24 protein-coding genes are annotated in these 24673 nt (G+C 61.1%); 8 read left to right on the top strand and 16 right to left on the bottom strand.

The features are described 5' to 3' along the window. Positions 1 to 31: 31 nt before the first annotated feature. The 15 genes from serA to ybgC form a co-directional block, all read right to left on the bottom strand. Entirely contained in the window at positions 32 to 1627 is a 1596-nt protein-coding gene (gene serA / locus AC244Q_RS18220; protein WP_012758842.1) for a phosphoglycerate dehydrogenase, read from the bottom strand. 83 nt (positions 1628 to 1710) lie between these two features. Further along, entirely contained in the window at positions 1711 to 2889 is a 1179-nt protein-coding gene (locus AC244Q_RS18225) for a phosphoserine transaminase (RefSeq protein WP_128406025.1), read from the bottom strand. Between the two features lie 188 nt (positions 2890 to 3077). Further along, positions 3078 to 3914 (bottom strand): outer membrane protein, encoded by an 837-nt coding sequence (locus tag AC244Q_RS18230; RefSeq protein WP_128406023.1) that lies wholly within the window; start codon positions 3912 to 3914, stop codon positions 3078 to 3080. A 293-nt stretch (positions 3915 to 4207) separates the two neighbouring features. Then, positions 4208 to 4447 carry a hypothetical protein gene (locus AC244Q_RS18235; protein WP_017995081.1) on the bottom strand — a complete coding sequence of 80 codons (240 nt, stop codon included), beginning with the start codon at positions 4445 to 4447 and terminating at the stop codon, positions 4208 to 4210. Positions 4448 to 4753: 306 nt separating this feature from the next. Beyond that, positions 4754 to 6106, bottom strand: a complete 1353-nt coding sequence (gene glmM / locus AC244Q_RS18240; protein WP_003542705.1) for a phosphoglucosamine mutase — start codon at positions 6104 to 6106, stop codon at positions 4754 to 4756. A gap of 240 nt (positions 6107 to 6346) precedes the next feature. After that, a complete protein-coding gene (gene ftsH, locus AC244Q_RS18245) occupies positions 6347 to 8278 on the bottom strand; it encodes an ATP-dependent zinc metalloprotease FtsH (protein ID WP_017961979.1) in 1932 nt (643 codons plus the stop codon). 96 nt (positions 8279 to 8374) lie between these two features. Then, the gene (tilS, locus tag AC244Q_RS18250) at positions 8375 to 9850 is read right to left on the bottom strand and encodes a tRNA lysidine(34) synthetase TilS (protein ID WP_012758847.1); all 1476 of its coding nucleotides are present in this window, start codon (positions 9848 to 9850) and stop codon (positions 8375 to 8377) included. 11 nt (positions 9851 to 9861) lie between these two features. Further along, positions 9862 to 10848, bottom strand: coding sequence for a tol-pal system protein YbgF (gene ybgF, locus AC244Q_RS18255; protein ID WP_012758848.1), 987 nt, complete (start codon positions 10846 to 10848; stop codon positions 9862 to 9864). Positions 10849 to 11011: 163 nt separating this feature from the next. Next, on the bottom strand, positions 11012 to 11545 hold the full coding sequence (gene pal / locus AC244Q_RS18260) for a peptidoglycan-associated lipoprotein Pal (protein WP_113548290.1): 534 nt from the start codon (positions 11543 to 11545) through the stop codon (positions 11012 to 11014). Positions 11546 to 11697: 152 nt separating this feature from the next. Then, positions 11698 to 13005, bottom strand: coding sequence for a Tol-Pal system beta propeller repeat protein TolB (tolB, locus tag AC244Q_RS18265; RefSeq protein ID WP_012758850.1), 1308 nt, complete (start codon positions 13003 to 13005; stop codon positions 11698 to 11700). Between the two features lie 20 nt (positions 13006 to 13025). Further along, on the bottom strand, positions 13026 to 13439 hold the full coding sequence (locus AC244Q_RS18270; RefSeq protein ID WP_017995084.1) for a TonB C-terminal domain-containing protein: 414 nt from the start codon (positions 13437 to 13439) through the stop codon (positions 13026 to 13028). After that, positions 13440 to 14579, bottom strand: a complete 1140-nt coding sequence (locus AC244Q_RS18275) for a hypothetical protein (protein WP_017995085.1) — start codon at positions 14577 to 14579, stop codon at positions 13440 to 13442. 8 nt (positions 14580 to 14587) lie between these two features. After that, positions 14588 to 15043 carry a protein TolR gene (gene tolR, locus AC244Q_RS18280; protein WP_003542730.1) on the bottom strand — a complete coding sequence of 152 codons (456 nt, stop codon included), beginning with the start codon at positions 15041 to 15043 and terminating at the stop codon, positions 14588 to 14590. 18 nt (positions 15044 to 15061) lie between these two features. Then, positions 15062 to 15781 (bottom strand): protein TolQ, encoded by a 720-nt coding sequence (tolQ, locus tag AC244Q_RS18285; protein WP_003552507.1) that lies wholly within the window; start codon positions 15779 to 15781, stop codon positions 15062 to 15064. Between the two features lie 374 nt (positions 15782 to 16155). Further along, complete coding sequence (ybgC, locus tag AC244Q_RS18290) at positions 16156 to 16611, bottom strand: tol-pal system-associated acyl-CoA thioesterase (protein WP_012758853.1); 456 nt, start codon at positions 16609 to 16611, stop codon at positions 16156 to 16158. Between the two features lie 119 nt (positions 16612 to 16730). On the opposite strand from ybgC, the gene AC244Q_RS18295 reads away from it, so the two are divergent. From AC244Q_RS18295 to AC244Q_RS18325, 7 genes are all read left to right on the top strand, one after another. Next, complete coding sequence (locus AC244Q_RS18295; protein ID WP_113548291.1) at positions 16731 to 17951, top strand: NAD-dependent epimerase/dehydratase family protein; 1221 nt, start codon at positions 16731 to 16733, stop codon at positions 17949 to 17951. Between the two features lie 142 nt (positions 17952 to 18093). Further along, a complete protein-coding gene (locus tag AC244Q_RS18300; protein WP_113548292.1) occupies positions 18094 to 18933 on the top strand; it encodes a glycosyltransferase in 840 nt (279 codons plus the stop codon). Next, the gene (locus AC244Q_RS18305) at positions 18930 to 19847 is read left to right on the top strand and encodes an NAD-dependent epimerase/dehydratase family protein (RefSeq protein ID WP_012758856.1); all 918 of its coding nucleotides are present in this window, start codon (positions 18930 to 18932) and stop codon (positions 19845 to 19847) included. Before AC244Q_RS18300 ends, AC244Q_RS18305 begins: the two co-directional genes overlap by 4 nt. 59 nt (positions 19848 to 19906) lie before the next feature. Continuing rightward, the gene (locus tag AC244Q_RS18310; protein ID WP_113548293.1) at positions 19907 to 20614 is read left to right on the top strand and encodes an AAA family ATPase; all 708 of its coding nucleotides are present in this window, start codon (positions 19907 to 19909) and stop codon (positions 20612 to 20614) included. Positions 20615 to 20730: 116 nt separating this feature from the next. Next, on the top strand, positions 20731 to 21318 hold the full coding sequence (locus AC244Q_RS18315; protein ID WP_113548294.1) for a 5-formyltetrahydrofolate cyclo-ligase: 588 nt from the start codon (positions 20731 to 20733) through the stop codon (positions 21316 to 21318). Between the two features lie 3 nt (positions 21319 to 21321). Further along, positions 21322 to 22146 carry a TIGR00282 family metallophosphoesterase gene (locus AC244Q_RS18320; RefSeq protein ID WP_003552528.1) on the top strand — a complete coding sequence of 275 codons (825 nt, stop codon included), beginning with the start codon at positions 21322 to 21324 and terminating at the stop codon, positions 22144 to 22146. A 140-nt stretch (positions 22147 to 22286) separates the two neighbouring features. Beyond that, a complete protein-coding gene (locus tag AC244Q_RS18325; protein WP_113548295.1) occupies positions 22287 to 23132 on the top strand; it encodes an MBL fold metallo-hydrolase in 846 nt (281 codons plus the stop codon). A gap of 137 nt (positions 23133 to 23269) precedes the next feature. On the opposite strand, the gene AC244Q_RS18330 is transcribed toward AC244Q_RS18325, so the two are convergent. Further along, positions 23270 to 23773, bottom strand: coding sequence for a pyridoxamine 5'-phosphate oxidase family protein (locus tag AC244Q_RS18330; RefSeq protein ID WP_128406022.1), 504 nt, complete (start codon positions 23771 to 23773; stop codon positions 23270 to 23272). A gap of 141 nt (positions 23774 to 23914) precedes the next feature. Here AC244Q_RS18330 and AC244Q_RS18335 point away from each other — a divergent pair, with 141 nt between their 5' ends. Continuing rightward, positions 23915 to 24661 carry a YebC/PmpR family DNA-binding transcriptional regulator gene (locus tag AC244Q_RS18335; RefSeq protein WP_017995091.1) on the top strand — a complete coding sequence of 249 codons (747 nt, stop codon included), beginning with the start codon at positions 23915 to 23917 and terminating at the stop codon, positions 24659 to 24661. Positions 24662 to 24673: the final 12 nt, after the last annotated feature.

Raw genomic sequence — 24673 nt, forward strand, 5'->3', positions numbered from 1 at the left:
CCGGGTTTTTCATTTCTTCGGGAGGAAAAACTCAGTCGATATTGAAGGTCAGCGGCTTTGCCTGGCGAACCGCCTGGTGGGCGGTCAACTCAGCAAGCACGGCGTCATCAACCTTACCATCGACATAGAGCAGCGCGATGGCGTCGCCGCCCTGCTTGTCACGGCCGAGCTGGAAGTTGGCGATGTTGACGCCGGCAGCACCAAGCGTCGTGCCGATGAAGCCGATCATGCCGGGAACATCGGTATTGGTGATGTAGATCATGTGCGAGCCGACATCGGCATCAAGGTTGATACCCTTGATCTGGATGAAGCGCGGCTTGCCGTCCGAAAACACCGTGCCGGCGACCGAGCGTGTCATGCTTTCGGTGGTCACCGTCAGCTTGATATAGCCGTCGAAGACGCCTGTCTTGTCGCGCTTGACCTCGGAAAGCACGATGCCCTTTTCCTTGATCATGATCGGCGCCGAAACCATGTTGACGTCGGCGACCTGCGGGCGGATGAGGCCGGCGAGCGCGGCGCTCGTCAGCGCCCGGGTGTTCATGTTGGCGGTGATGCCGTCGTAGAGGATTTCGATTTCCTTGATCGGCTCTTCGGTGACTTGGCCGACGAAGGCGCCGAGAACGTCGGCAAGACGGATGAAGGGCTTCAGGATCGGCGCTTCCTCAGCCGTGATCGACGGCATGTTGATGGCGTTGGAAACCGCACCATTGACGAGGTAATCCGCCATCTGTTCGGCCACCTGCAAAGCGACGTTCTCCTGCGCCTCGGTCGTCGAGGCGCCGAGATGCGGCGTGCAGACGACGTTCGGCAGGCCGAAGAGCGGGCTTTCCTTGGCGGGCTCGACCTCGAACACGTCGAAGGCGGCACCCGCGACATGGCCGGACTTGATCGCTTCGGCAAGCGCCGCCTCATCGACCAGGCCGCCGCGGGCGCAGTTGATGATGCGCACGCCGGGCTTGGTCTTTGCCAGCGCTTCCTTGTTGAGGATGCCCCGCGTCTTGTCGGTCATCGGCACATGCAGCGTGATGAAGTCGGCGCGGGCGAAAAGCTCTTCCAGCTCGACCTTGGTGACGCCCATCTCCTCGGCGCGCTCCTTGGAGAGGAACGGATCGTAGGCGACGACGTGCATCTTCAGGCCGATGGCGCGGGCGCAGACGATCGAGCCGATATTGCCGGCGCCGATGACGCCGAGCGTCTTGCCCGTGATCTCGACACCCATGAACTTCGACTTCTCCCACTTGCCGGCCTGCGTCGAGGTATCGGCTGCCGGTAGCTGGCGGGCGACGGCGAACATCAGCGCGATCGCGTGTTCGGCCGTCGTGATCGAGTTGCCGAAGGGCGTGTTCATGACGATGATGCCGCGACGCGAGGCGGCCGGGATATCGACATTGTCGACGCCTATGCCGGCACGGCCGACGACCTTGAGGTTCGTCGCCCCCTCGATGATCTTTTCCGTCACCTTGGTGGCGGAGCGGATGGCCAGGCCATCATACTTGCCGATGACTTCGAGCAGACGGTCTTTGTCCTTGCCGAGCTGCGGTTCGAAATCGACTTCGACGCCGCGGTCGCGAAAAATCTGGACGGCGGTTTCCGACAATTCGTCGGATACGAGAACGCGAGGTGCCATGAGGGCCTCCTTCAAAAGTGTTCAGCGATGAATAAATCGGGAATGCTGGGCTCCGCCCTGTGGCGGAGCCGGATGCGATCGCCTCAGGCAGCAGCCTGGGTGAACTGCGCCTTCTGCGTTTCGAAGGCCCAGGAAAGCCAGGGCATCAGCTTCTGCATGTCGGATGCCTCGATCGTGGCGCCGGCCCAGATGCGCAGGCCGGATGGCGCGTCGCGGTAATGGCCGACGTCATAGGCGACACCTTCCTTTTCCAGCAGGCCGACCAGACCCTTGGCGAAATTCGCCTGGCCGTCGTCGTCAAGCGCTGCGATGTCCTTGTCGACGATCTTCAGGCAGACGGAGGTGTTGGAGGCCGTCTCCGCCTTGACGGCGAGATTGGCGATCCAGTCGTTTGCCGCAACGAAATCGTGGATGACCTTGGCATTGGCATCGGCACGCGCGATCAGCCCCTTGAGGCCGCCGAGTTGCTTGGCCCAGACAAGCGCATCGATATAGTCTTCGACGCAGAGCATCGACGGCGTGTTGATCGTCTCGCCTTGGAAGATGCCTTCCGTCAGCTTGCCGCCCGAGGTCATGCGGAAGATCTTCGGCAGCGGCCAAGCCGGGGTGTAGGTGACCAGACGCTCGACGGCGCGCGGCGAAAGAATGATGACACCGTGGGCACCCTCGCCGCCCAGAACCTTCTGCCAGGAGAAGGTGACGACGTCGAGCTTGGCGAAATCGAGTTCCTGTGCGAAAGCGGCCGAGGTGGCGTCGCAGATCGTCAGGCCCTTGCGGTTATCAGGGATGAAATCGGCGTTCGGCATGCGCACGCCCGAGGTGGTGCCGTTCCAGGTGAAGACGACATCACGGTCGAAATCGACGGCGGAGAGATCGGGAAGCTCGCCGTAACCGGCTTCGAGCTTGCGCACATCCTTGAGCTTCAGCTGCTTGACGACATCGGTGACCCAGCCGGCGCCGAAGCTTTCCCAGGCGAGCATATCGACGCCGCGTTCGCCGAGCAGCGACCAGAGCGCCATTTCGACGGCGCCGGTGTCGGATGCCGGAACGATGCCGATTCGGTAATCCGCCGGCACTTCGAGAATTTCACGGGTAAGGTCGATGGCCTGCTTGAGCTTGGCCTTGCCGACCTTCGCGCGGTGCGAACGGCCAAGGGCCGCGTCGGAAAGGGCTTCGAGCGACCAACCGGGGCGCTTCGAGCAGGGGCCAGAAGAAAAATGGGTATTGTGCGGACGGATGTCCGGCTTTGCGGTCTTCGCCATGATGCTATCCTCTCAGATAGAAAGCCCTTCGTTGGGGAAGGGTGTCCCGCCGCCGTGTGTATGGATCCGGCGCGTCATAGTCAAGATCGAAGTGTCGCGGGGGGAACATATTTTGACGCAGGGCGGTAGGGCCGCAATACGAAAAGCCGCCCTGTGGAGGGCGGCTTCTGATGTAAGTGAGATCGGACTTACTTGTAGATCGGCTGCTGCAGCGGGATTTCCGGCGGCGGTTCGTAGCTCGCCTGGGCGCAGCCGCCGAAGAGATAGCGGGCGCCGACTCGGGCTTCGTGGGCGGTGAGACCCTTGTCGCGGCCCGGGCCGCCATTTTCGGCATAGCCGAACATGTTGCCGCCATCGATATGCAGGTAGCGGTAGCCGACATCGGCCTTGATGTTGCAGGTCACGTCGATCGAGGCGCCTGCCATCAGGGCGTAGGTGAAGCGCCAGTTGCCCTTGCCGCCATGGGTGACCTGGTCGTCGCAGAAGCTGCCGTCATCGGCGCAGGCGACGTTGCGTAGGTTCTTCCACTTGACGTAGGAACCGCCGATACCGGCGCCGACGTAAGGCGTGACGTAGCCGTAGGTGCCGAGATCGACATAGGCGTTGGCGAGCAGGGTGTAGGCTGTCAGCGAGGAGCGGTCGCTCGAGGTGCAATCCACCAGCGGGAAGCCGCACTGCCCGACTGTCGAGCCTTTGAAATCCGCCTGGGTAAGATAGTCGAAGGTCAGATCGGTGCGCAGATAGCTGTTGATCTGATAACCGACACCGGCGCCGACTGTCCATGCGTCGTCCAGGTCGGCGTCGTCGAAATCGACTTCCGTGGCGTTGCTGCCCTGGAAATAGCGGGCGCCGCGCAGATCGGTGAAGGCATAGCCGACATCGCCGCGCAGGTACCAGCCGGTCGCTTCGGTGACCGTCACCTCAGGCGGCTGCTCCGGGATAGGCTCGGCAGGGGCGAGGTCCGCGGAATAGGCGTTTGTCGCGATCAACAATGCGGCGAAGATGCCGGACAAGCTTCTTTTCATGGATCCCACTCCAAAATCTCGTTGCGTCGGCAGGCTCAATCGCCGCCAATCTGGTACGCTTCGTATGGATAATGAATTGGAAACGTTAAAAGCTGCTTAACTATAAATAGGAAGAAACGTTAAGAGAGAGATTGGCGGCAAGTTCCTCGATATAGTGAAGCTCGGCCAAAGGCTGGCAGCCCCGGAATTGCCGAAGACCGCCAGCCGCAACGCCAACAACCCCGCCCCGTCAAATCGCCAAGTCGGTTTCCTTCGCCATCAAATCGGTCGGCTTCACTCGGCGAATCCTGCCGTTACCTCCATTGCGTCGCGTTTTCGGCGGCGCAGCCGTACGGTGGCAAAGAAGTGCCAAAGGTCGTTTTGAGCTTGGCGCAGCCCCAGGCATTGATCGGGCCTGGCATGGCATTGTTGAGCGTGATGCCGATTTCATCGTAAGGGCTGTCGGTATTCGTAATGTAGCGATACCAGCGGAAACCGGTAAAGACGACGAATGCGAGAGCGATCGTCAGCAGCAGGCGCACCAATTTTTTCATGATATTTCCTTTGAATGCAAACGCCGCCGTGTAGCATCCGCATGTGGAGGTTGACAGCGCCGTCACCAAGACATCGGCAAATTTCCGTGGATGCCGTCTCAGTGCCCACTGCGCCCCGACATGCCGCGGCTGCGAGGCTTGCTCCCTATCGGAAGCCAAGCTGGCAAGTCACTGACATGTTGTCTTCGGAAGGGCGGAAACGGTTCCCGCGGGAAGTCGATCTGGAGTGGAACTTCGAATCGAAGGCGCCAATAACGAAAAAGCCGGCACTTGCGTACCGGCTTTTGACGTTTCGTCCCGAAAAAATCAGGCGGCGGTCCGGACGTTCGAGATCGTGCCGATCAGTTCGTTGACGATGCGCTCGATCTGGGCTCGGTCGTCACCCTCGGCCATGACGCGGATCAGCGGCTCGGTGCCCGAGGGGCGGATGACGAGGCGGCCGTTCCTGGCGAGTTCAGCTTCGGCGTCGGCGATCGCCTTCTGCACCTGGATATCCTCCAGCGGCTTTCCACCGCTGATGCGGACATTGCGCAGCAGCTGCGGCACCGGCTCGAAGCGGCGGCAGACCTCGCTGACAGTTCTTCCGGTGCGCTTGACCGCGGCCAGGATCTGCAGCGCCGCGACAAGACCGTCGCCGGTCGTGCCGTAATCCGAAAGCACGATGTGGCCGGACTGCTCGCCGCCGACATTGTAGTTGTGCTGGCGCATATGCTCGACGACGTAGCGGTCACCGACCTTAGTCCGGGCAAGGCCGAGACCCTTGTCATCGAGGAAACGCTCGAGGCCGAGATTGGACATGACGGTCGCAACGATACCATTGCCGCGCAGCTGCTGGCTCTCGGCCCAGCTCTCGGCGATGACGGCCATCAGCTGGTCGCCGTCGACGATCGAGCCGTTCTCGTCGACGATGATGACGCGGTCCGCATCGCCATCGAGCGCGATGCCGATATCGGCGCGCACCTCGTCGACCTTCTTCTGCAACGCGACGGGGCTGGTGGAACCGCAATTGAGATTGATGTTGGTGCCGTTCGGCTCGTTGCCGATGGTGACGACCTCGGCGCCGAGCTCCCAGAGCACGGCCGGTGCCACCTTGTAGGCAGCCCCATTGGCGCAATCGATGGCGATCCTCAGGCCCTGCAGCGTCACGTCGCGCGGCAGCGTGCGCTTGGCATGTTCTATATAGCGGTCATGCACGCCGTCGACGCGCTTGGCGCGGCCGATATCGTCGGATTTGGCAAGCTGCGCGTTCAGGTCCTTTTCGAGCAGATCCTCGATCTCGGCCTCGATGTCGTCTGAAAGCTTGTAGCCGTCAGGGCCGAAGAGCTTGATGCCGTTATCCTCGTAAGGATTGTGCGAAGCGGAGATCATCACGCCGAGATCGGCGCGCAGCGAGCGCGTCAGCATGGCAACAGCTGGTGTCGGGATCGGGCCGAGAATAAAAGCATCGAGGCCGGCGGCCGTGAAGCCCGCGACCATGGCGTTCTCCAGCATATAGCCGGAAAGGCGCGTATCCTTGCCGATGACGACGCGGTGGCGGTGGTTGCCGCGGCGGAAGATCGTGCCGGCGGCAATGCCGACCCGCATGGCGAGATCCGGCGTCATCGGGAAGACGTTGGATTGGCCGCGAATGCCGTCCGTACCGAAATAGCGTCTTTTCATCTGCACTCCTGTGCTTTCCGCGCGCCATTCAAGGCAGCGCACCGTTCCAAGCGAATCCGGCTTCAGTGGAATGTCGTCAATCCAGCAGCGTGATTCATGCTTGCCTCAATTCAGCGGAATGCCACAAAATGCGGCGAACGGCACGTAAATTAGCAAGAAAAATGATTATATCCCGTTACCAATGGAAAAGGCCGGATCTCCACTTCGGAAATCCGGCCTTGTTCAAGGTAGTGCCGCTGTTCAATGCGGCTGCGGTTCGAGGCCGCCTTCGGGCTCGTCACCCTTGGTGGCAGGCCGTGCGCCGGCCTTCGGAACGGCTGAGCCGCGGCTTGGCGGCGAATCATCCCCGAGATCGCGGGACGGCTTTTCGCCGCGGATCAGCGCCTTGATCTCTTCGCCGGTCAGTGTCTCGTATTCGAGCAGACCTTCGGCAAGCACGACAAATTCATCGTGCTTTTCCGTCAGGATCGTGCGGGCCTGCGTATAGGCTTCGTCGATCAGGCGGCGCACTTCATTGTCGATCTTCTGCGCGGTTGCTTCCGAAACATTCTTCGACTGCGAAACCGAGTGGCCGAGGAAGACTTCCTGCTGGTTCTCGCCATAGGCGACCTGACCGAGCTGATCGGAAAAGCCCCACTGCGTGACCATGGCGCGGGCAAGCTTCGTGGCCTGCTCGATGTCGGAGGAGGCACCCGAGGTAATGTTCTCCTTGCCGAAGGTGAGCTCTTCGGCAACGCGGCCGCCCATCATGATGCAGAGGCGTGAGACCATCCACTTGTAGCTCATCGAGTAGCGGTCGCCCTCGGGAAGCTGCATGACCATGCCGAGCGCACGGCCGCGCGGAATGATCGTCGCCTTGTGCAGCGGATCGGCGACGGCGACATTGAGCGCGGTCATCGCGTGTCCGGCCTCATGGTAAGCGGTGAGCTTCTTTTCCGCCTCGGTCATCGCCGAGGAACGGCGCTCGGCGCCCATCATGATCTTGTCCTTGGCGTCCTCGAATTCCTGCATGGTGACGACGCGCTTGTTGCGGCGGGCGGCCATGAGGGCGGCTTCGTTGACGAGGTTCATCAGGTCGGCGCCGGAGAAACCGGGCGTACCGCGGGCGAGGATCTTGAGATCGACATTCGGCGCCAGCGGAACGTTGCGGGCATGCACCTTGAGAATGCGTTCGCGGCCGACGATGTCCGGGTTCGGCACCACAACCTGACGGTCGAAACGGCCGGGACGCAGCAGCGCCGGATCGAGAACGTCGGGACGGTTGGTGGCGGCGATCAGGATCACGCCTTCATTCGCCTCGAAGCCGTCCATTTCGACCAGCAACTGGTTCAGCGTCTGCTCGCGTTCGTCATTGCCGCCGCCGAGACCGGCGCCGCGATGGCGGCCGACGGCATCGATTTCGTCGATGAAGATGATGCAGGGCGCGTTCTTCTTCGCCTGCTCGAACATATCGCGCACCCGGCTTGCGCCGACGCCGACGAACATTTCGACAAAGTCGGAGCCCGAAATGGTGAAGAAGGGCACGTTGGCTTCGCCGGCGACCGAGCGGGCGAGCAGCGTCTTGCCGGTGCCCGGAGGACCGACGAGCAGCACCCCGCGCGGGATCTTGCCACCGAGACGCTGGAACTTCTGCGGATCACGCAGGAATTCGACGATTTCCTCGAGATCCTGCTTGGCCTCGTCGACACCGGCAACGTCTTCGAAAGTCACGCGGCCATGCGCTTCGGTGAGCAGCTTGGCCTTGGACTTGCCGAAGCCCATCGCCCCGCGTGAGCCGCCCTGCATCTGCCGCATGAAGAACAGCCAGACGCCGAGAATCAGAAGCATCGGCAAAAGCGTGCCGAGATAGCTGAGGAAACCCGAAGAGCCGTCCGTTTCAGGACGGGCGGAAACCAGGACGTTCTTCGACTGCAGGCGATCGAGCAGACTGTCGTCGATCACAGGCGAATAGGTCTGAAAGGTGGTGCCATTTTCAACATAGCTTCCGGAGAGACGGTTGCCCGTGACCACGACATCCTTCACGCGGCCCGCATCGACCTCACGCAGAAACTGCGAATAAGGGATTTCGCGGGAGCCCGTCTGCGCCGGCGCCGTCTGAAACATACTGAAAAGGGCGATCAGCAGAAGCGCTATGATCGCCCACAAGGCGAAATTACGTAAGTTAGGGTTCATTGAACTCCCCAGCATGGAACGGCCGCCTCATGGCGACCGTCTTATTCGTATCTAACATAGGGTTGCGCCGTGCGATTGCCAAGGCAACACCCCAGGTCAGATGGTTTTTCCGTCAATACTTCTTAAAGGCAGCCTCGCATAGGGCGCCGTCGCGAAAACCGCCGAAAGCCTGTTGGCAAAGATGAAGTCAAATCGTGTCAAAAAGCGGTCGAAGGGTGCGAAATAGGGTGTTAGTTCGACCATGCGGGCGCATTCCTCAGTTAAAAGGTTTCCTTCGGCAGATAAAACTGGCGCGGAGGCGACGGCGCGCTTCCATGCCGCCTTGGGAAGGTGATGCATACGCCCTCTCATTCCTGTGCTTGTCACAGGAATCCAGCCACCGCGCGTCTGCGCGGTGATTGACTCAATAAAACGTGAAGTGTCGTTCGCGCCCAAGGACTTGGGCGCGCTGGATTCCTCTGACAACTCTCGGGTCAAGTCCGAGGACAGGAATGAGGGGGCGTATAGAGTGGCGGCCTCGACCGCTATCGATGTGGACAAACCATTGCGCGCATAAAACCTTCCGTCCCAAACCCCAGCCTCTCCCGGCTGCAATAGCAAAGGCAATATCCCCCGGCTCTCGCGCGCCAGATAAAGCCCGTCACGCCTGAGATCGAACACCACCCTGCCAGCGGTCATCCGTCCGGGCTCACTGCCGGTGACAAATGCGAGGACACGCTCCATTTGCACCCTCCCCGGCGCAAACGGCTGCCCACCGAAAACAGCTGCCAGACGGCCGAGTGCATAATTGAGAACTGCCCGATCCTGCCTCAACCCGTCAGGCATCACCTGCCCGAGCAGGCCGCCGTGAAGCCGGAAATGACGATCCAGCCATTCGGCTCCTTTTGACGATAGAGCCGGTCGCTCTTCGCAGGCCGCTTGGATAGTCCTCTCGACACCTGCATCGACCGAAAGCTGCCGGCGCATCCGCACGCGCTCGTACGTCGTATCCTCGTTGCTGGGATCGTCGATCCACGGCACGCCCCGCTCTTTCAGGAAAGCGCGGATATCTGCCCGGGTGGAAAAAAGAAGCGGCCGTAAAATCCAGAAACTCCGGTCAAAGAGCACCGCATCCGCAATACCGGTCGAAACCTGCTCTGTTCGCATCCCACGCATCTGCAGCGTTTCGCGCTGATCGTCGAACGTATGCCCCGTGACGATGAGATCGGCTTTGAACTCTTTGGCGGCGGTGGCAAGCAAGCCATAACGTGCCTCGCGGGCCGCAGCCATGATGCCGGTTTTCGGCTTGTCGCCCTGCCAGATCATGATGGTGTGGGCAATACCGAGCGATGCACAGAGGGCTGCGACTTCGCGCGCCTCGTCTGCGGAACCGGCGCGCAACGCATGATCGACGGTTGCAGCGTAAAGGGAAATCTTGAGATGGGGCGCGGCCTTCACGGCTTCATCGAGGAGGAGAAGCAGGCCGGTGGAATCGCTGCCGCCTGATATCGCGACGAGAATGCGCGCGGGGCTTTGAAGCGACGTGAGAAACTGGAGGATCGCCAGTTGAGGCGATGCGGCTTCCGGAGACATTCCGGAAGACCTTAGCAGGCGAGGCGCTTCTGTTCGCTCGCAACCTTGCTTATGACGGCGCGAGAGGCCTTCGGATAACGCTTCGACACTTCGCGCAGCGTCGCGCAGGCCGTCTCGGTATTGTCGAGGGCGGCAAGCGACATGCCGAGCTTCAACAGCATTTCCGGCGCCTTTTCCGATGTGCCGTATTTCTGATGCGCATTGAGGAAGGTCTTGGCCGCCTCATTGTACTTGCCCTGCGAATAGAGCGCTTCGCCGAGCCAGAAATTGGCGTCCGCTGCCCGCGCGCTGCTCGGGTAGTGGGTGATGTACTGCGTGAATTCCTGCTCGGCCGTGCTGTAATCACCGGATAGCACGTGGCCATAAGCGGCCTTGTACTGGTCGGCCTCGCTGCCGAGCGAGGCGGTCTGCTGCGGCGTTTTGGTGTTGGCATCGGGGATCGGCCCGGAACCGATCGTGGCATTTTCGTCGACACTTCCGCCGATCGGATTGCCGTTCTGATCGAAATCGATCGAGCCGAGCTCCTTCGGCGGCTGGCCAAGACCGCTATTCTCAGGCACGCTGGTGGAGGGAGCCGTTTCGGCTCCCTGCGGTGCTTGGATCACCTTGGCGATATCGTCGCCGCCGGAGGCTGCCGGAGCGGCATCGGTCTCGCTCTTCTTGACAGGGGCCTTGGCGCCGCCGCCGGCACCGGTCTTTTCGAGCTGCTGGAAGCGGAATTCATTGTCTTCCTGCTGCTTGCGGATCGTCTCCTGCATCTGCAGAAGCTGAAAGCTCATCTCTTCGATCCGGCCGTTCAGCTGCCGCAACTGCTCTTCGAGCTGCTGCACGCGGACCTCTGCATCGCCGCTCTGCACCTTGATGACGGGCGCCGCCGCCTGGTTTTCCGCGGATCGGCCGCCGAGATGTAGCCCGAAGAAGGAGGCCGAATAGGCCACCCGTTCGCTTCCGGTCACAGCCGCGAGGCAGAGCATGCCTGCCACGACAAATTTCTTCATATGTATCGTCCTGTCCCAGTGATTCTTCGCACCTCGATGGCACGAACAGGAGATTTTTCCAATTGCTTTCAAAAAGCAACGGAGTCTGGCCAAAGTGTGGTCAAAAAGAAAAGGCGGCCCCACGCGGGACCGCCTTTCGAAAAAGCGAATTGTTGCTCGGCAATTACATGCCGGCGCCGCCAAGCACGGTAACCGCGCGGCGGTTCTGCGACCAGCAGGAAATATCGTCGCAGACGGCGACCGGACGTTCCTTGCCGTAGGAAATCGTCTTCAGGCGCTGCGCCGGGACGCCGCGCGAAGCGAGATAGTCCTTGGCGGCAGCCGCACGGCGGGCGCCGAGCGCGAGATTGTATTCGCGCGTGCCGCGTTCGTCGGCATGGCCTTCGACGGTGATCTGGTAATTCGGGTAGCGGCCGAGCCACTGGGCCTGACGGTCGAGCGTCTGCGAGGCATCGGCGCGGATCGACGAGGAGTCGGTATCGAAGAAGATGCGGTCGCCGACATTGACCGTGAAGTCCTGGGCCGAGCCCGGCGTTGCAGCGCCGCCAGCACCGCTGCCGAGGCCGAGGTCGCCGGCGCTGTTCGGCGGCTTCTTGGCGCAGCTTGCGAGCGCGAGGCCGGCGATAAGCGCGATCATGACGGGGTTGCGGGCGAAAGTCTGCATGCGGCTCATTGCCGGGGTATGAATTCGGCTCATGGCCGGTCTCCTTGCGATTTCATCAGGGTTTCCGGACAGTAACCGCACTCGGTTAACCGCCCCTCAAAGATTATGGTTAACAATTTGCTACTTTGTCCCTTGGCCGCTCGGTTCCATGACTTTGGGGCGACAAGAAGGCAGCAGCGCATCGCCTACTCCATAAGCGGCGACCAGGCGGGGTCGGAGCCGTAGGTCGGCGTCTTCACGAGCTGCTCGTTGTAACCGGTCAGATCGATCGAATAGAGCTGCGGACCGCCCGACCCCGCCGCCTGGCGGAAGAACATCAGCACACGGCCGTTCGGCGCCCAGGTCGGGCCCTCATTATGGAAGCCGGTCGTCAGGATGCGCTCGCCGGACCCATCCGGCTTCATTACGCCGATCGAGAACTTGCCGCCAGCCTGTTTGGTGAAGGCGATGAGATCGCCGCGCGGCGACCAGACCGGCGTCGAATAAGAGCCGTCGCCGAAGGAAATACGGGTCTGGCCCGAGCCATCGGCATTCATCACGTAGATCTGCGGCTTTCCGCCGCGGTCGCTTTCGAAGCTGACGCGTGCGCCGTCAGGCGAATAGGAGGGCGACGTGTCGATCGCCGCCGTCGAGGTCAACCGCGTCGTCGTGCGCGAGCGCAGGTCCATCGTATAGATGTTGGAATTGGCATCCTGCTGCAGGCTCATGATCACCTTTTGACCATCAGGCGAAAAGCGCGGCGAGAATGTCATGCCGGGGAAATTGCCGACGACCTCGCGCTGCCCGGTTTCCAGCTGAAGCAGATAGACCCGCGGCTGCTGGTTGGCAAAGGACATGTAAGTGACTTCCTGCCGGCTCGGCGAGAAGCGCGGCGTCAGCACGAGATCGCTGCCATCCGTCAGCATCCGCACGTTGAAGCCATCCTGATCCATGATCGCCAGCTGGCGCTTGCGCTGCTGCTTGGTGCCGGATTCGGAGACGAAGACGACACGGGTGTCGAAATAACCTTCCTCACCAGTGATCTGCTTGTAGATCGCATCGGCGATGATGTGAGCCACACGGCGCCAGTTCTCCGGCTGCGTATAAAACTGCTGACCGGTCATCTGCTGCCCGGCGAACGGGTCCCACAGCCGGAATTCGGCGCGAAGACGGCCATCCGCTTCCTTGGTAACCCGGCCGGTAACCAGCGCCTGTGCGTTGATGACCTTCCAGTCCTCGAAGCGCGGCGAAGCGTCGGGATTAGAAATCTTCTCGATGAAGGCGGTTTTGTTGATGGGTGCGAAGAGACCGGACCGCTGCAAGTCGGCGGCGATGACTTGCGAGACCTGCGCCCCCATGTCGCCCTGGAAGTCAGTCACCGCAATCGGCATCGGCTGGACATTGCCTTTTCGGATGTCGAGGGTGACCAGCGCGTTGGCCGGCGTTGCAAAGACGGCAGCGGTCATCAGACCCACTGCAACCAAAATGGCGCGGAAAAAGGAACACTTTGTCATACCAAACAGCCTTTCAGCATCTATGGAGTCGGATCGCCGGATTCAAAGTGCAGGACGACCTCGTTCCAGGATTCGTATTTTTCTTTCGGGGGCATCGGGAATGGCGACGAGCGCTGTACCGCCCGGAGAGCCGCAGCCGACAGGCCTTCTCGAGCAGCTTCTTTGCCGCCCGAGGCTGTTACCTCGGGTGAACCAACGATCGCCCCATTCTTGTCGAGCCGCAGATGGACGGTGATCACAACTCTGCCGCCCCTCGCCTGCCCAGGAGGAACATTGAAGGAGGAAGCAATTGCGTGCTGTAAATCCATGGCTGACTTCTTGTAGGTCGCCGCGTCGACCGACTGTGCTAACGCCTCAGGCGCACAAGCCAGAATCGCTCCAAGCATGCTGGCGGCTGCAAAAGACTTGTTGCCATGGGACAGATCCGTCAGCATCTAGATTCCCATAGAACTCGGATCGAAATTCAGGTCGAACTCATTCCAAGCCTCATACTTGTCCTTCGGAAGCATCGAGAAAGGGGCGGACTTCATGACAGCTCTATAGGCCCCGCCTTCCAACGCACGGCGTGTGGCATCGCTGCTACTGCCGCCCGATGATTCGACTTCTGGCTGACCAATAATATTACCATCCTTGTCGAGTTTCATGTGCACCTTGATGACCATGCCGGAAAGGCCTTCCATCCCCGGGGTGACAAGCCAATTGCCCTCGATCAAGCCGCGCACCGCATCTTCTTCGCTCTGGCTGAGCTTGGAACCACCGTTGCTCTTCTTCGCACCGAGCGACGCCTCCTGCGTCGAACGCTTGGCGCCGCCAGCGGAAGGGTCGGTCTTGTTCAGCAACGCCGCAACCTCGTCGGCATTGAAGTCGCTCTTCATCGCCGAAGCAGATTTCGCCGTTTCCTGCTTCTTGTCCGCCTTCTTCTTGTCGGTCGGCACGTCGGCGGTCTTCGGCTGGTCCGGGGTCTTTTCCGGAGGCTTTTCGGCGGGCTTCTGCGGTTCCGGCGGCTTCACCTGCGGCTTGGCGACGGGGGTCGGTACATTGTCCGGCAACGCCTCGGCGTCCGGCTTCGGCGGTTCCTCCGGCTTGGCCTGCTCTTCCGGCGGTTTTTCCTCAGGCTTCGGCGGCGTCACTTCGACCGGCTTCGGCGGCGGAATGGAAGCCACTTCTTTCGGCTGCTCGACTTCCGTTTCCTCCTTGACGATGTCCTTGACATCATTCGGCTTCGGATCGGTCTTCGGCATCGGCTTTTCGCTCGAATTCGCCGCGGCAGCCTCGCTATTGCTGGGCTTGGCGTTCGGCACCGGCGGCGTTTTCAGGTCGACATTGTTGTCGCCGGCGTTCTCCGCCGGTTGCGCGATCGGCGGCCGCGTCGTTGGCACGGGCGCGGAAGTCTCCTTCTTCGGAGCCTTCTTGTCGCCTTGCTGCATCTGGGTAATGGATTCCACCGGCACCAGATCGACCGGCATCGCCTCGAAATCCTCCACCTTGAAGGATTCCGGAGCGCCGAGCGACACCATCGCCCAGGTGAGCACCAGGCCGTGCAAAACAGCAGATGTGATGACACTGGCCTTCATTTTGAGCGCTATTGGTCCTTCTTCTGCTGCGTCACGAGGCCGATATTCTTGAAGCCTGCGCCCTGGATACGGGCCATGACGTCGGCAATGACGCCATAGGGCGCTGTGGCGTCGCCGCGCACGAAGATACGTTCGTTATAACCGGTCGTGGCGATCGCCTCGAGCTTGGCGGCGATCTCCGCTGCCGGGATCGGCGTTTCCTGCAGGAACACCTCGCCGTCATTCTTGACGGAAATGGTGATCGGCTGCGTCTCGGAATTCAGCGCCTTGGCCTGCGTTTCCGGCAGGTCGATCGGCACGCCGACAGTCATCATCGGTGCCGCGACCATGAAGATGATCAAAAGCACCAGCATGACGTCGACGAGCGGCGTCACGTTGATTTCGGAAATTACGGCCCTGTTCCGACCGCCACGACGGCGGCGTCCGCCGCCCCCGCCGCCATTGCCTCCAACAGCCATACCCATGTCAGAATACTCCGTTGGTTACTGAGCGGCAGCGCGCGGCTGCAGTTTCTCGTCGATCTGGCGCGAAAGTATGGCGGAGAATTCATCCGCGAAACCTTCCATGCGGCCCGAAAGCTTGCCGGCATCGGCAGAGAACTTGTTATAGGCGATAACCGCCGGGATAGCGGCGACGAGGCCGATCGCGGTGGCAAGCAGCGCTTCGGCGATACCGGGCGCAACCACCGCAAGGTTGGTCGACTTCGAACCGGCGATCGCCTGGAACGAAGTCATGATGCCGACGACCGTGCCGAATAGACCGATGAACGGACCAGCCGAGCCGATGGTCGCGAGCGATCCGAGGCGGGCTCCGAGAAATTCTGTTTCACGGGCGAGCGTCACGTCCATCGCGCGGTCGATCCGCATCTGCAGGCCGATCGGCGAACGGGCGCCACGTTCGAAGGATTTCTTCCACTCGCGCATCGCGGCCACGAAGATCGCCGCCAGCCCCGTATTGCTGCGTTCCGACAGCGAGCGGTAGAGTTCTTCCAGCGACTGGCCCGACCAGAACACCTGCTCGAACTTGTCGAACTGGCGCCGTGCGCGGCCATAGGCCAGGTATTTGTCGATGACGATCGCCCACGTCCATACCGAGGCTGCGATGAGCCCGAGCATGACGAGCTTGACGACAATGCCGGCCTGCATGAAAAGCGACCAGAGGCTGACGTCCGTCGTTGCTGCTGCCAATCCTACTTGTTCCATTGGTCCAAAATCCCCGAATCCAAACGCCCGGCGCTAGACCGGGCGGCACAAACTGATCTCGCAAGAAGTGTCCGGCGGCCGCCGCCCAAAGCCCTGGTCAAACTTCCAAGCTCATCTTCCGCCTTCTTGCCGTCAAATTTGGTCAAAGGAAGGCGTGCACCGCACAAACTCTGACTTTCCCAGTAAGACACTATTATGGTTAATAGATCGTTAGTGCCGGACTGTGACAGTAAGCCTGTGTTTGGAAGATTTCGTTCCATGGATTACTTGACCGGAGCAAGGTCCGGCTGCCGAAAGAGCGCTCATCCTGCGGCGCGGGAATTCCTTCACATAAACTCAAGTTCTGACAAGAACTGAATTTCAGGCGATTCTGACTACAACGGCGTGCTGCCCTCCAGGAATTTCACCGCCAATGTTTCCGGTAGCCGCCTCGGTCGCCCCCGGGCGTTGATGACGGCGATGATCACCTTGGCGGCGATCAGCAGCGTCTCGCCCGAGCGGATCTGCTGATTGAGCACCATCTTGGCGCCGCCGGCTTTTTCCGTATGCGTCAGGATCGTCAGCACATCGTCCATGCGCGCCGGGCTCTTGAAGTCGATCTCCATGCGGTGGACGACGAAAACCAGCCCCTCCTCGTCGGCGCTGACGAGTTCGCGTTGCTCAACGCCGAGGCAGCGCAGATAATCGGTACGGCCGCGCTCCAGAAAATGCAGGTAGCGGGCGTGATAGACCAAGCCGGAAAAGTCCGTATCTTCATAATAGACCCGCTGGACGAGCCGGTGTCCGGCCTCCGTCAGCTCTCCCGAAATGGAAAAAGGGCGTTCCGTCATAATTTTCTCCAAACTGAGGTGCCCTCTTTGGCGCAACGCTTCCAGACAGGCAAGCATTGAATAACTGTCACAATTCCTAACTATTCCCGACAACGAGCGACCTATCAGGAGACGATGCGATGAAGATTGCGGTTATGGGCGGAGACGGTTTCATTGGTTGGCCAACGTCGCTGCATCTCTCCGATGCCGGGCACGACATCCATATCCTCGACAATCTCTCGCGCCGCTGGATCGACACCGAACTCGGCGTTCAGTCGTTGACCCCGATGGATTCGATCCAGGAGCGCACCCGCATCTGGCATGCCGAGACCGGACGCCGCATCCACTTCAATCTGATCGATCTCGCCAAGGATTACGAACTCCTGAAGAACTGGCTTTCCGAACACCGCCCGGATGCCGTCATACATTTCGCCGAACAGCGGGCCGCGCCCTATTCGATGAAGAGCGACCGCCACAAGAACTACACTGTCAACAACAACGTCAGCGCCACGCACAACCTGCTGAACGCGCTGACGGAACTCAATCTCGATGCCCATCTCATCCATCTCGGCACCATGGGCGTCTACGGCTATTCGACGGTCGGCGCCGCGATCCCCGAAGGTTACCTGCCGGTCGGCATCGAAACCGCAGGCGGCGACACGGTCAGCCAGGAGATCCTCTATCCCTCCAATCCCGGCTCGATCTATCACATGACCAAGTGCCTGGATCAGCTTCTCTTCCAGTTCTATGCGAAGAATGACGGCCTGAGGGTCACCGATCTGCACCAGGGCATCGTCTGGGGCACGCATACCGAGCAGACGCGCCGCCATGCGCAGCTGATCAACCGTTTCGACTATGACGGCGATTATGGCACGGTGCTCAACCGCTTCCTCATCCAGGCGGCGATCGGCTATCCCCTGACGGTGCACGGCACCGGCGGCCAGACCCGTGCCTTCATCCACATCCAGGATTCGGTGCGCTGCATCGAGTTGGCTCTCGATAACCCGCCGGCTCGCGGCGCCCGCGTCGAGATCTTCAACCAGATGACCGAAACTCACCGGGTGCGCGACCTCGCCGAGATGATCGTCAGGATGAGCGGCGCCAAGATTGCCTGGCTGCCCAACCCGCGCAAGGAAGCCGCCGAGAACGAGCTGATCGTCCGGAACGAAAAGTTCCGCGATCTCGGCCTCGACCCGATCACGCTGGAAGCAGGCCTGCTCGGCGAAATCGTCGACGTCGCCAAGAAATTCGCCTATCGCGTCGACCGCGCGCGCGTTCCGGCTGTCTCCGCCTGGACTAAGGACATCGCCGCGACGATCAATCACGATCCCGAAGGCAAGCGGCTGAAATCCGTCTCGTGAGCGCGGGCGTGTTCATAATGGAAGGCTCCATAGAGACTCCCTTACCAAGTCAGTTTATGTGGGAAGGAGAGGGCATACAGTGTGAGCCCCCCTCTGCCCTGTCCTTGGGCCTGACCAAGGACAGGAACAAGGAAGTGCGGCAATGGCGCACGTAACCACGCAACTATCTCATCGCTTGGCCTACGTCACCCTCGTCACCAATGCCGATTACGCCATGGGTGCGACCGCACTTGCCTGCTCCCTGCGCCGAACCGGCACCGGGGCTGACATCATCATTCTCCACACCGGCGGCGTCGATGCAGCCGCACTCGTGCCCCTGAAGGCGCTCGACTGCCGCCTGATCGAGGTCGAGCACCTGCCGCTGTCTGCGGCCTTCAACGAACGCCATGCGCGTGGCCAGCTCCATTCGGCAGCCCCTTTCACCAAGGGCCGCAAGCCGGATTTCCATTCGCCGCTCGACAATTTCTGCAAACTCAGGCTCTGGCAGCTCGTCGAATACCAGCGCTGCGTCTTCATCGATGCCGACGCCCTCGTGCTGAAGAACGTCGACAGGCTCTTCCTCTATCCGGAATTTTCCGCCGCCCCCAATGTCTACGAAAGCCTCGCGGACTTCCGCCGCATGAATTCCGGCGTCTTCGTCGCCACGCCCTCGCATGACACATTCCGGCACATGCTCGAAAGGCTCGACAGGCCGGACGCCTTCTGGCGGCGCACCGATCAGACCTTTCTCGAGACGTTCTTCCCGGATTGGCACGGCCTGCCGGTTTATTTCAACATGCTGCAATATGTATGGTTCACCATGCCGGACCTTTGGGACTGGAAGAGCATTTCGATCCTGCATTACCAGTATGAAAAACCGTGGGAAAAGGATCATCCCAAGGCAGCGCGACTACAACCTTTGATCGATCTGTGGCACCGTTTCCACGATGGCGGCGATGTGCCTGAGATCACGGCGCTGGACAATCCGGAAGGGACAGCATGAAGGTACTGGTATCGGGTGGAACGGGTCTCGTCGGCCGGTATGTCGTCGAGGAACTGCTGGCCGCCGGATATCAGGTGATCGTCGGCGGGCGCCGCGCGCCGCTGCCGCGCCTCTTCTCCCGCCCGGTCGAGTTCGCAGCGCTTTCGCTCGACCCCGACAAGGATCAGATCGACGTCTTCGACGACGCCTATTTCTTCGTCCACGCCGCCTTCAGCCATGTTCCAGGCAAATATCGTGGCGGCGAGGGCGACGATCCGAAGACCTTCCACAGGTTGAACCTCGACGGCACCGTCCGGCTTTTCGAAGCTGCCAAACGCGCCGGCACACGCCGCTGCGTCTTTCTGTCCAGCCGCGCCGCCTATGGCGAACATCCCGAGGGAACCGAACTGACGGAGACGATGCTGGCCAAGCCCGAAACACTTTACGGCCAGGTCAAGCTCGATGCCGAACGCGCGCTTGACCACCTCTCCACGCCGGGTTTTGCCGGCGTCAGCCTGAGGGCAACCGGCGTCTATGGCGATCTCTCGCCGAACAAATGGGACGGCCTCATCGCCGATTACCTCGCCGGCCGGCCGGTTGTTGCCCGTCGGGGAACGGAAGTTCACGGCCGCGACCTCGGTCGGGCGGTGAGGCTGATGCTGGAAACGGAAAGCACCCGCATCTCCGGCGAGGTCTTCAACGTCTCGGACATCTCGGTCGACACGCGCGATATCCTTTCACCCATCCGTCGCGAGACGGGCTGTCGGCACGCGCTGCCGCCCCCTCCCGACAGGGCCGCACTCAATCCCATGAGCACTGCGAAAATCCGCACGCTCGGCTGGGCACCCGGCGGAGCGCCTCTATTCGAGGAGACGATGCAGCAGCTGGCCGCTGCGCTGCCTAAATCCCCAAGACACAGGTCCACGCAAGCCTGACGTTGCAGAATGCCCCGAATTGCAATCGGGGGCCCGAATTAAAAATCGGGGGATTGTCCATGCAGGTCGCAACCACGTCTGCCTCCATCATCTTGCGCGGCACGTCTTCGACGGCAGCCATTTCAGCCGCCGGAAGCGAGACCGATCAAGGCGTGCTGAAGCTGCAACGCGCCACCCAGGCGCTGCAGCAGATGCGCCAGACCTTGGCGAACTCAGGAGACGAGGCCAAGGCGAAGGCGCAACGCAAGCTCGAAGAGGCAAAGCAGCAGTTGGAGATGCTGCGCAGCTCCAACATGGCTCCTGAGGTGGTCGCCCGTCTGGCCGCCGAACTGGCGCGCAAGGTCGGCACCGCCGCCTCCGAATTCGCATCATCAGTCGCGACCGGCAGCCCGGCAACAGCGGTTTCGATGGATGCAACCACGGGTGCAGCGGCCGTCGCAATCAGCGGGGCCGATGCGGCGCTGACGGATACCGCAGGAGAAACTGCGGCCGGCGAGACCGGCTCGCAGGAACCGGACGCCGCCACCAACGCCCGCAACGCCTATGCGAGCGTCGCCGAGGATGCCCCGAAATTCTCGGGCATTTCGGCCGATGATCGCGAAACGATGGAAGAGTTCAAGGCGGTGGTGCGCGAACTCAAGCAAGTGCTCGACAAGGCGATGCGCGAGTTGCGGCAGCAGGACCGGCAGGCCGGAGCCAATGCCATTCCTGATATGGCAGGCTTCTCCATCGGCGCCGCGACAATACCGACAAGCATCGTCATCTGACGATCCGCAGCCGCCGCGGCGAGGCGTCAAACGCGCGTGATATCGTCGCGTCCGGCATTTGCATCGGACATCGAGCCGTCTATGCTCGGTCAAATCTCTCAGAACCGGCAGATCGAATGACCGCGAAAGAATTGAAAGCGCAGCTGCGCAACGAACGGCTGTCCGCACGCGACGCCGTCCCCGCCGAGAAACGCGCCTCCAAATGCCTCGCAATGGCCGAACATGCCGGCGAGGCCGTCGGTTTTGCGCTGGGTACGATCGTCTCCGGCTTCCTGCCGATCCGTTCGGAAGCCGATCTCAGGCCGCTGATGGCGCGCTTTGCCGTGCGCGGTGCGCGGCTCTGCGTGCCGGCGATCCTTGACCGGCAGACCATCGTCTTTCGCGAGCTGGCGGAAGGTGCGCCCCTCGTCGATACCGGTTTCGGCACGGTCGGCCCCGGCGCCGATGCCGCCATTCTTGATCCCGAGATCATGCTGGTGCCGCTTTCTGCCTTCGATGCCCGCGGCCACCGCATCGGCTACGGCGCCGGCCACTACGACCGCGCCATCAGCCGGCTAAGGCAAAAAGGCCTGCATCCGAAGCTGATCGGCATTGCATTCGACTGCCAGGAAGTGGCACATGTGCCCGCTGAGCCGCACGACATAAGCCTGGATGCCATCCTGACAGAAAGCGGCCTTCGCTTTTTTGCCTCTTGGATTGGATAGGGAATGCGGCTGCTTTTTCTGGGTGACATGGTCGGCAAGACGGGACGTACGGCGGTCTGGGACCGTCTTCCCGGCCTGGTTTCAGACCTCAAGCTCGATTTCGTCATCGTCAACGGCGAGAATGCTGCCGGCGGCTTCGGCATCACTGAGGATATTTTTCTGGAAACGATCAATGCCGGCGCCGATGTGGTGACGACAGGCAACCACGTCTGGGACCAGAAGGAAGCCGTCGCTTTTGCTGGCCGCCACGATCAGTTCCTGCGTCCCGCCAACTATCCGCAAGGCACGCCCGGCCGCGGATCCGGCCTTTTCTATGCCAGGAACGGTGCGCGCGTGCTCGTCGCCAACGTCATGGGCCGGGTCTTCATGCATCCCGAACTCGACGACCCCTTCAAATCGGCAGAGGTCATCCTCGCCGCCTGCCCGCTGAAGGAACAGGCCGATGCGATCATCTTCGATTTTCATGCGGAGGCGACCAGCGAGAAGCAGTGTTTCGGCCATTTCGTCGACGGCCGCGCCAGCTTCGTCGTCGGCACCCACACCCATGTGCCGACGGCCGACGCACAGATCCTGAACGGCGGCACGGCCTATATGTCGGATGCCGGCATGTGCGGCGACTACGACTCCTCTCTCGGCATGGACAAGGAGGAGCCGCTGAACCGCTTCATCTCCAAGATGCCGAAGGGCCGTATGGAAGCCGCGAACGGACCGGCGACGATCTGTGGTGTCGGCGTGGAGATCTCGGATACGACAGGACTTGCAGAAAAGATCGCACCGCTCCGGCTCGGACCGCGGCTGGCTGAGACCGTGCCGGAGTTTTGGCGGTAGCCCACCCCACCAACACGCAATTGTGAGTATCATCCGTCTGGACCGATGCGACCTCATGCCGCATCCTCCGGCCACACGCGCATAACCCTGAAATTGGATCGATTCCAGGGTTAAAAGTGATAGAGCGCCGGAGGGGTGGCATGAAGCCGCGATATCTTGTCCTCGCTATCGCATGTCTTGCGACCTTCGCCGCGCCGAATCTTGCCGGGGCACAAGAGCAGCGGCCACCGGTCAGCCAGTGCCAGGCGATCGCACAAACCATCCCCAAGGTGACCTTCGCAAGCATTTCCGGCGCTCCGCCGATGATGCCTGCCGTCTCCGAGGGCGAGGACGTCAAACTGACCTTCCTCGGCCATTCCACCTTCGAGATCGAGACCCCGGGCGGCATCGTCATCGCGACAGACTATAATGGCTGGTACAGGCCAGCGACGATGCCTGATGTCGTGACCATGAACAAAGCGCACACGACCCACTACACCCTGACCCCCGATCCTGACATCAAGCACGTGCTGCATGGGTGGAGTGACGTTCCGGGCGAGAAGGCCAAGGTCAATCTCGTCGTCGGCGATGCCTATATCCGCAATGTTACGACGGATATCCGCTTCAGCTACGGCCTCGGCGGCGCGCATGAGAACGGCAACTCCATCTTCATTTTCGAGATTGCCGGCCTGTGCATCGGCCATCTCGGCCACCTGCATTACGAACTGACGGATGCCCATTATACCGAGATCGGCCGCCTTGACGTGGTCATGGTCCCCGTCGACGGTGGCCTGACCATGGGCGCCGACAGCATGAGCCGCGTCATCAAGCGGCTGCGGTCGTCGTTGATCCTGCCGATGCACCGGCGCGGCCCGCCAGTCGAAGCCTTCGTCTCGATGTTCGGCAAGGATTTTGACGTCGCCAATGCGCCCGATGCCAGTATCACCGTCTCCATGCGCACTCTGCCGAAAAAGCCGCTGATCTATGTACTGAAGGGCGTGCAGTAGAAAGGCCCGGCGGTTTTGCTTCTACAGCGCCGCGCGTCTTTTCAGACGCGCAAAGGACGCTGTAGCACTTTGAATTCCTGCATAATTTTATCCTTAAATCGATTCCGATTTAAGGAATTATGCAGGAGCCTCGCACATCAGGCGAACTGCAGGTGGCGCTTGATTCCAACATCCGGCATCTTGTCGTCGTCGAGATTGGCCTTGGCGATCTCCCAGCCGAATTTCAGCTTGTTGCCTGTGGAAACCCAGATCTCCGCATCGTCGACATGGAGGGACAGCATGGTGAGCTTGGGGTCCTTCTTGCCGCCGTCATACCAGGCCGCGACGATCGAGCTCCAATATTCCTCGATCTTGGAGGGATCAGGATGCACCTCGATCACACCGGCGAGGCAGGCGTGATAGTCGTGATCCTTGCCGATAACGCAGAAATGCGCGCGGCTGCCGGGCTTGATGGCGCGCACGATGTCGGCGTCGGTCTTGGTGTAGAACCAAGTGGTGTTGGTGGTGGGATCGGCATGCGGCGCCATCGGCTGCATGTGCATGTCCAGTCCGGAAATTCCGAGCATGCCGGCATGAACATCGTTGACCTGATCCCAGAGCTGACGTGCTGGATGTTCCTGCGCCTCGCTGAGACTTGCCATGATCGTTCCTTTCCGTTGGATGGAGTTCGGTTGAAACGTCATCCCCTCACCTTTGTTCCGAACTGCTTTTTCCTTGAACGGGTGCCGTTTCACTCTTATAAGGCGGCCCATTCCGAACAATGAGACGTGAACAGGGGTGCCATGGCTGGCCATTCACAGTTTAAAAACATCATGCACCGCAAAGGCCGTCAGGATGCCGTGCGGTCGAAAATGTTCTCCAAGCTTGCGCGCGAAATCACCGTTGCCGCAAAGGCCGGCCTGCCCGACCCGACGATGAACGCCCGCCTTCGCCTGGCGATCCAGAACGCCAAGGCCCAGTCCATGCCGAAGGACAATATCGACCGCGCCATCAAGAAGGCAGCCGGCGCCGACGGCGAAAACTACGACGAAGTCCGCTACGAGGGCTATGGCCCCGGCGGCACGGCGATAATCGTCGAGGCCCTGACCGACAACCGCAACCGCACCGCCTCAAACGTTCGCTCGAGCTTCACCAAGGCCGGCGGCGCTCTCGGCGAAACCGGCTCCGTTTCCTTCTCCTTCGACCATGTCGGCGAAATCACCTACAAGCTTTCCGTCGGCGATGCCGACAAGGTGATGGAAGCCGCGATCGATGCCGGCGCCGATGACGTCGAAACCGACGAAGACGGCCACTACATCACCTGCGGCTTCGAAGCCCTCGGCGAAGTGGCGAAAGCGCTGGAATCGAGCCTCGGCGAGGCAGAAACCGTCAAGGCCGTCTGGCGCGCCCAGAACAACGTGCCGGTAGACGAGGAAAAAGCTCAGTCGCTGCTGAAACTCATCGACAGCTTGGAAGATGATGACGACGTTCAGAACGTCTATTCCAACTTCGAGGTCTCGGAAGAAGTGCTGGCAAAGCTCTCGGCCTGATCTCCGCAGGTA

The organism is Rhizobium sp. CB2179 (assembly GCF_057653455.1).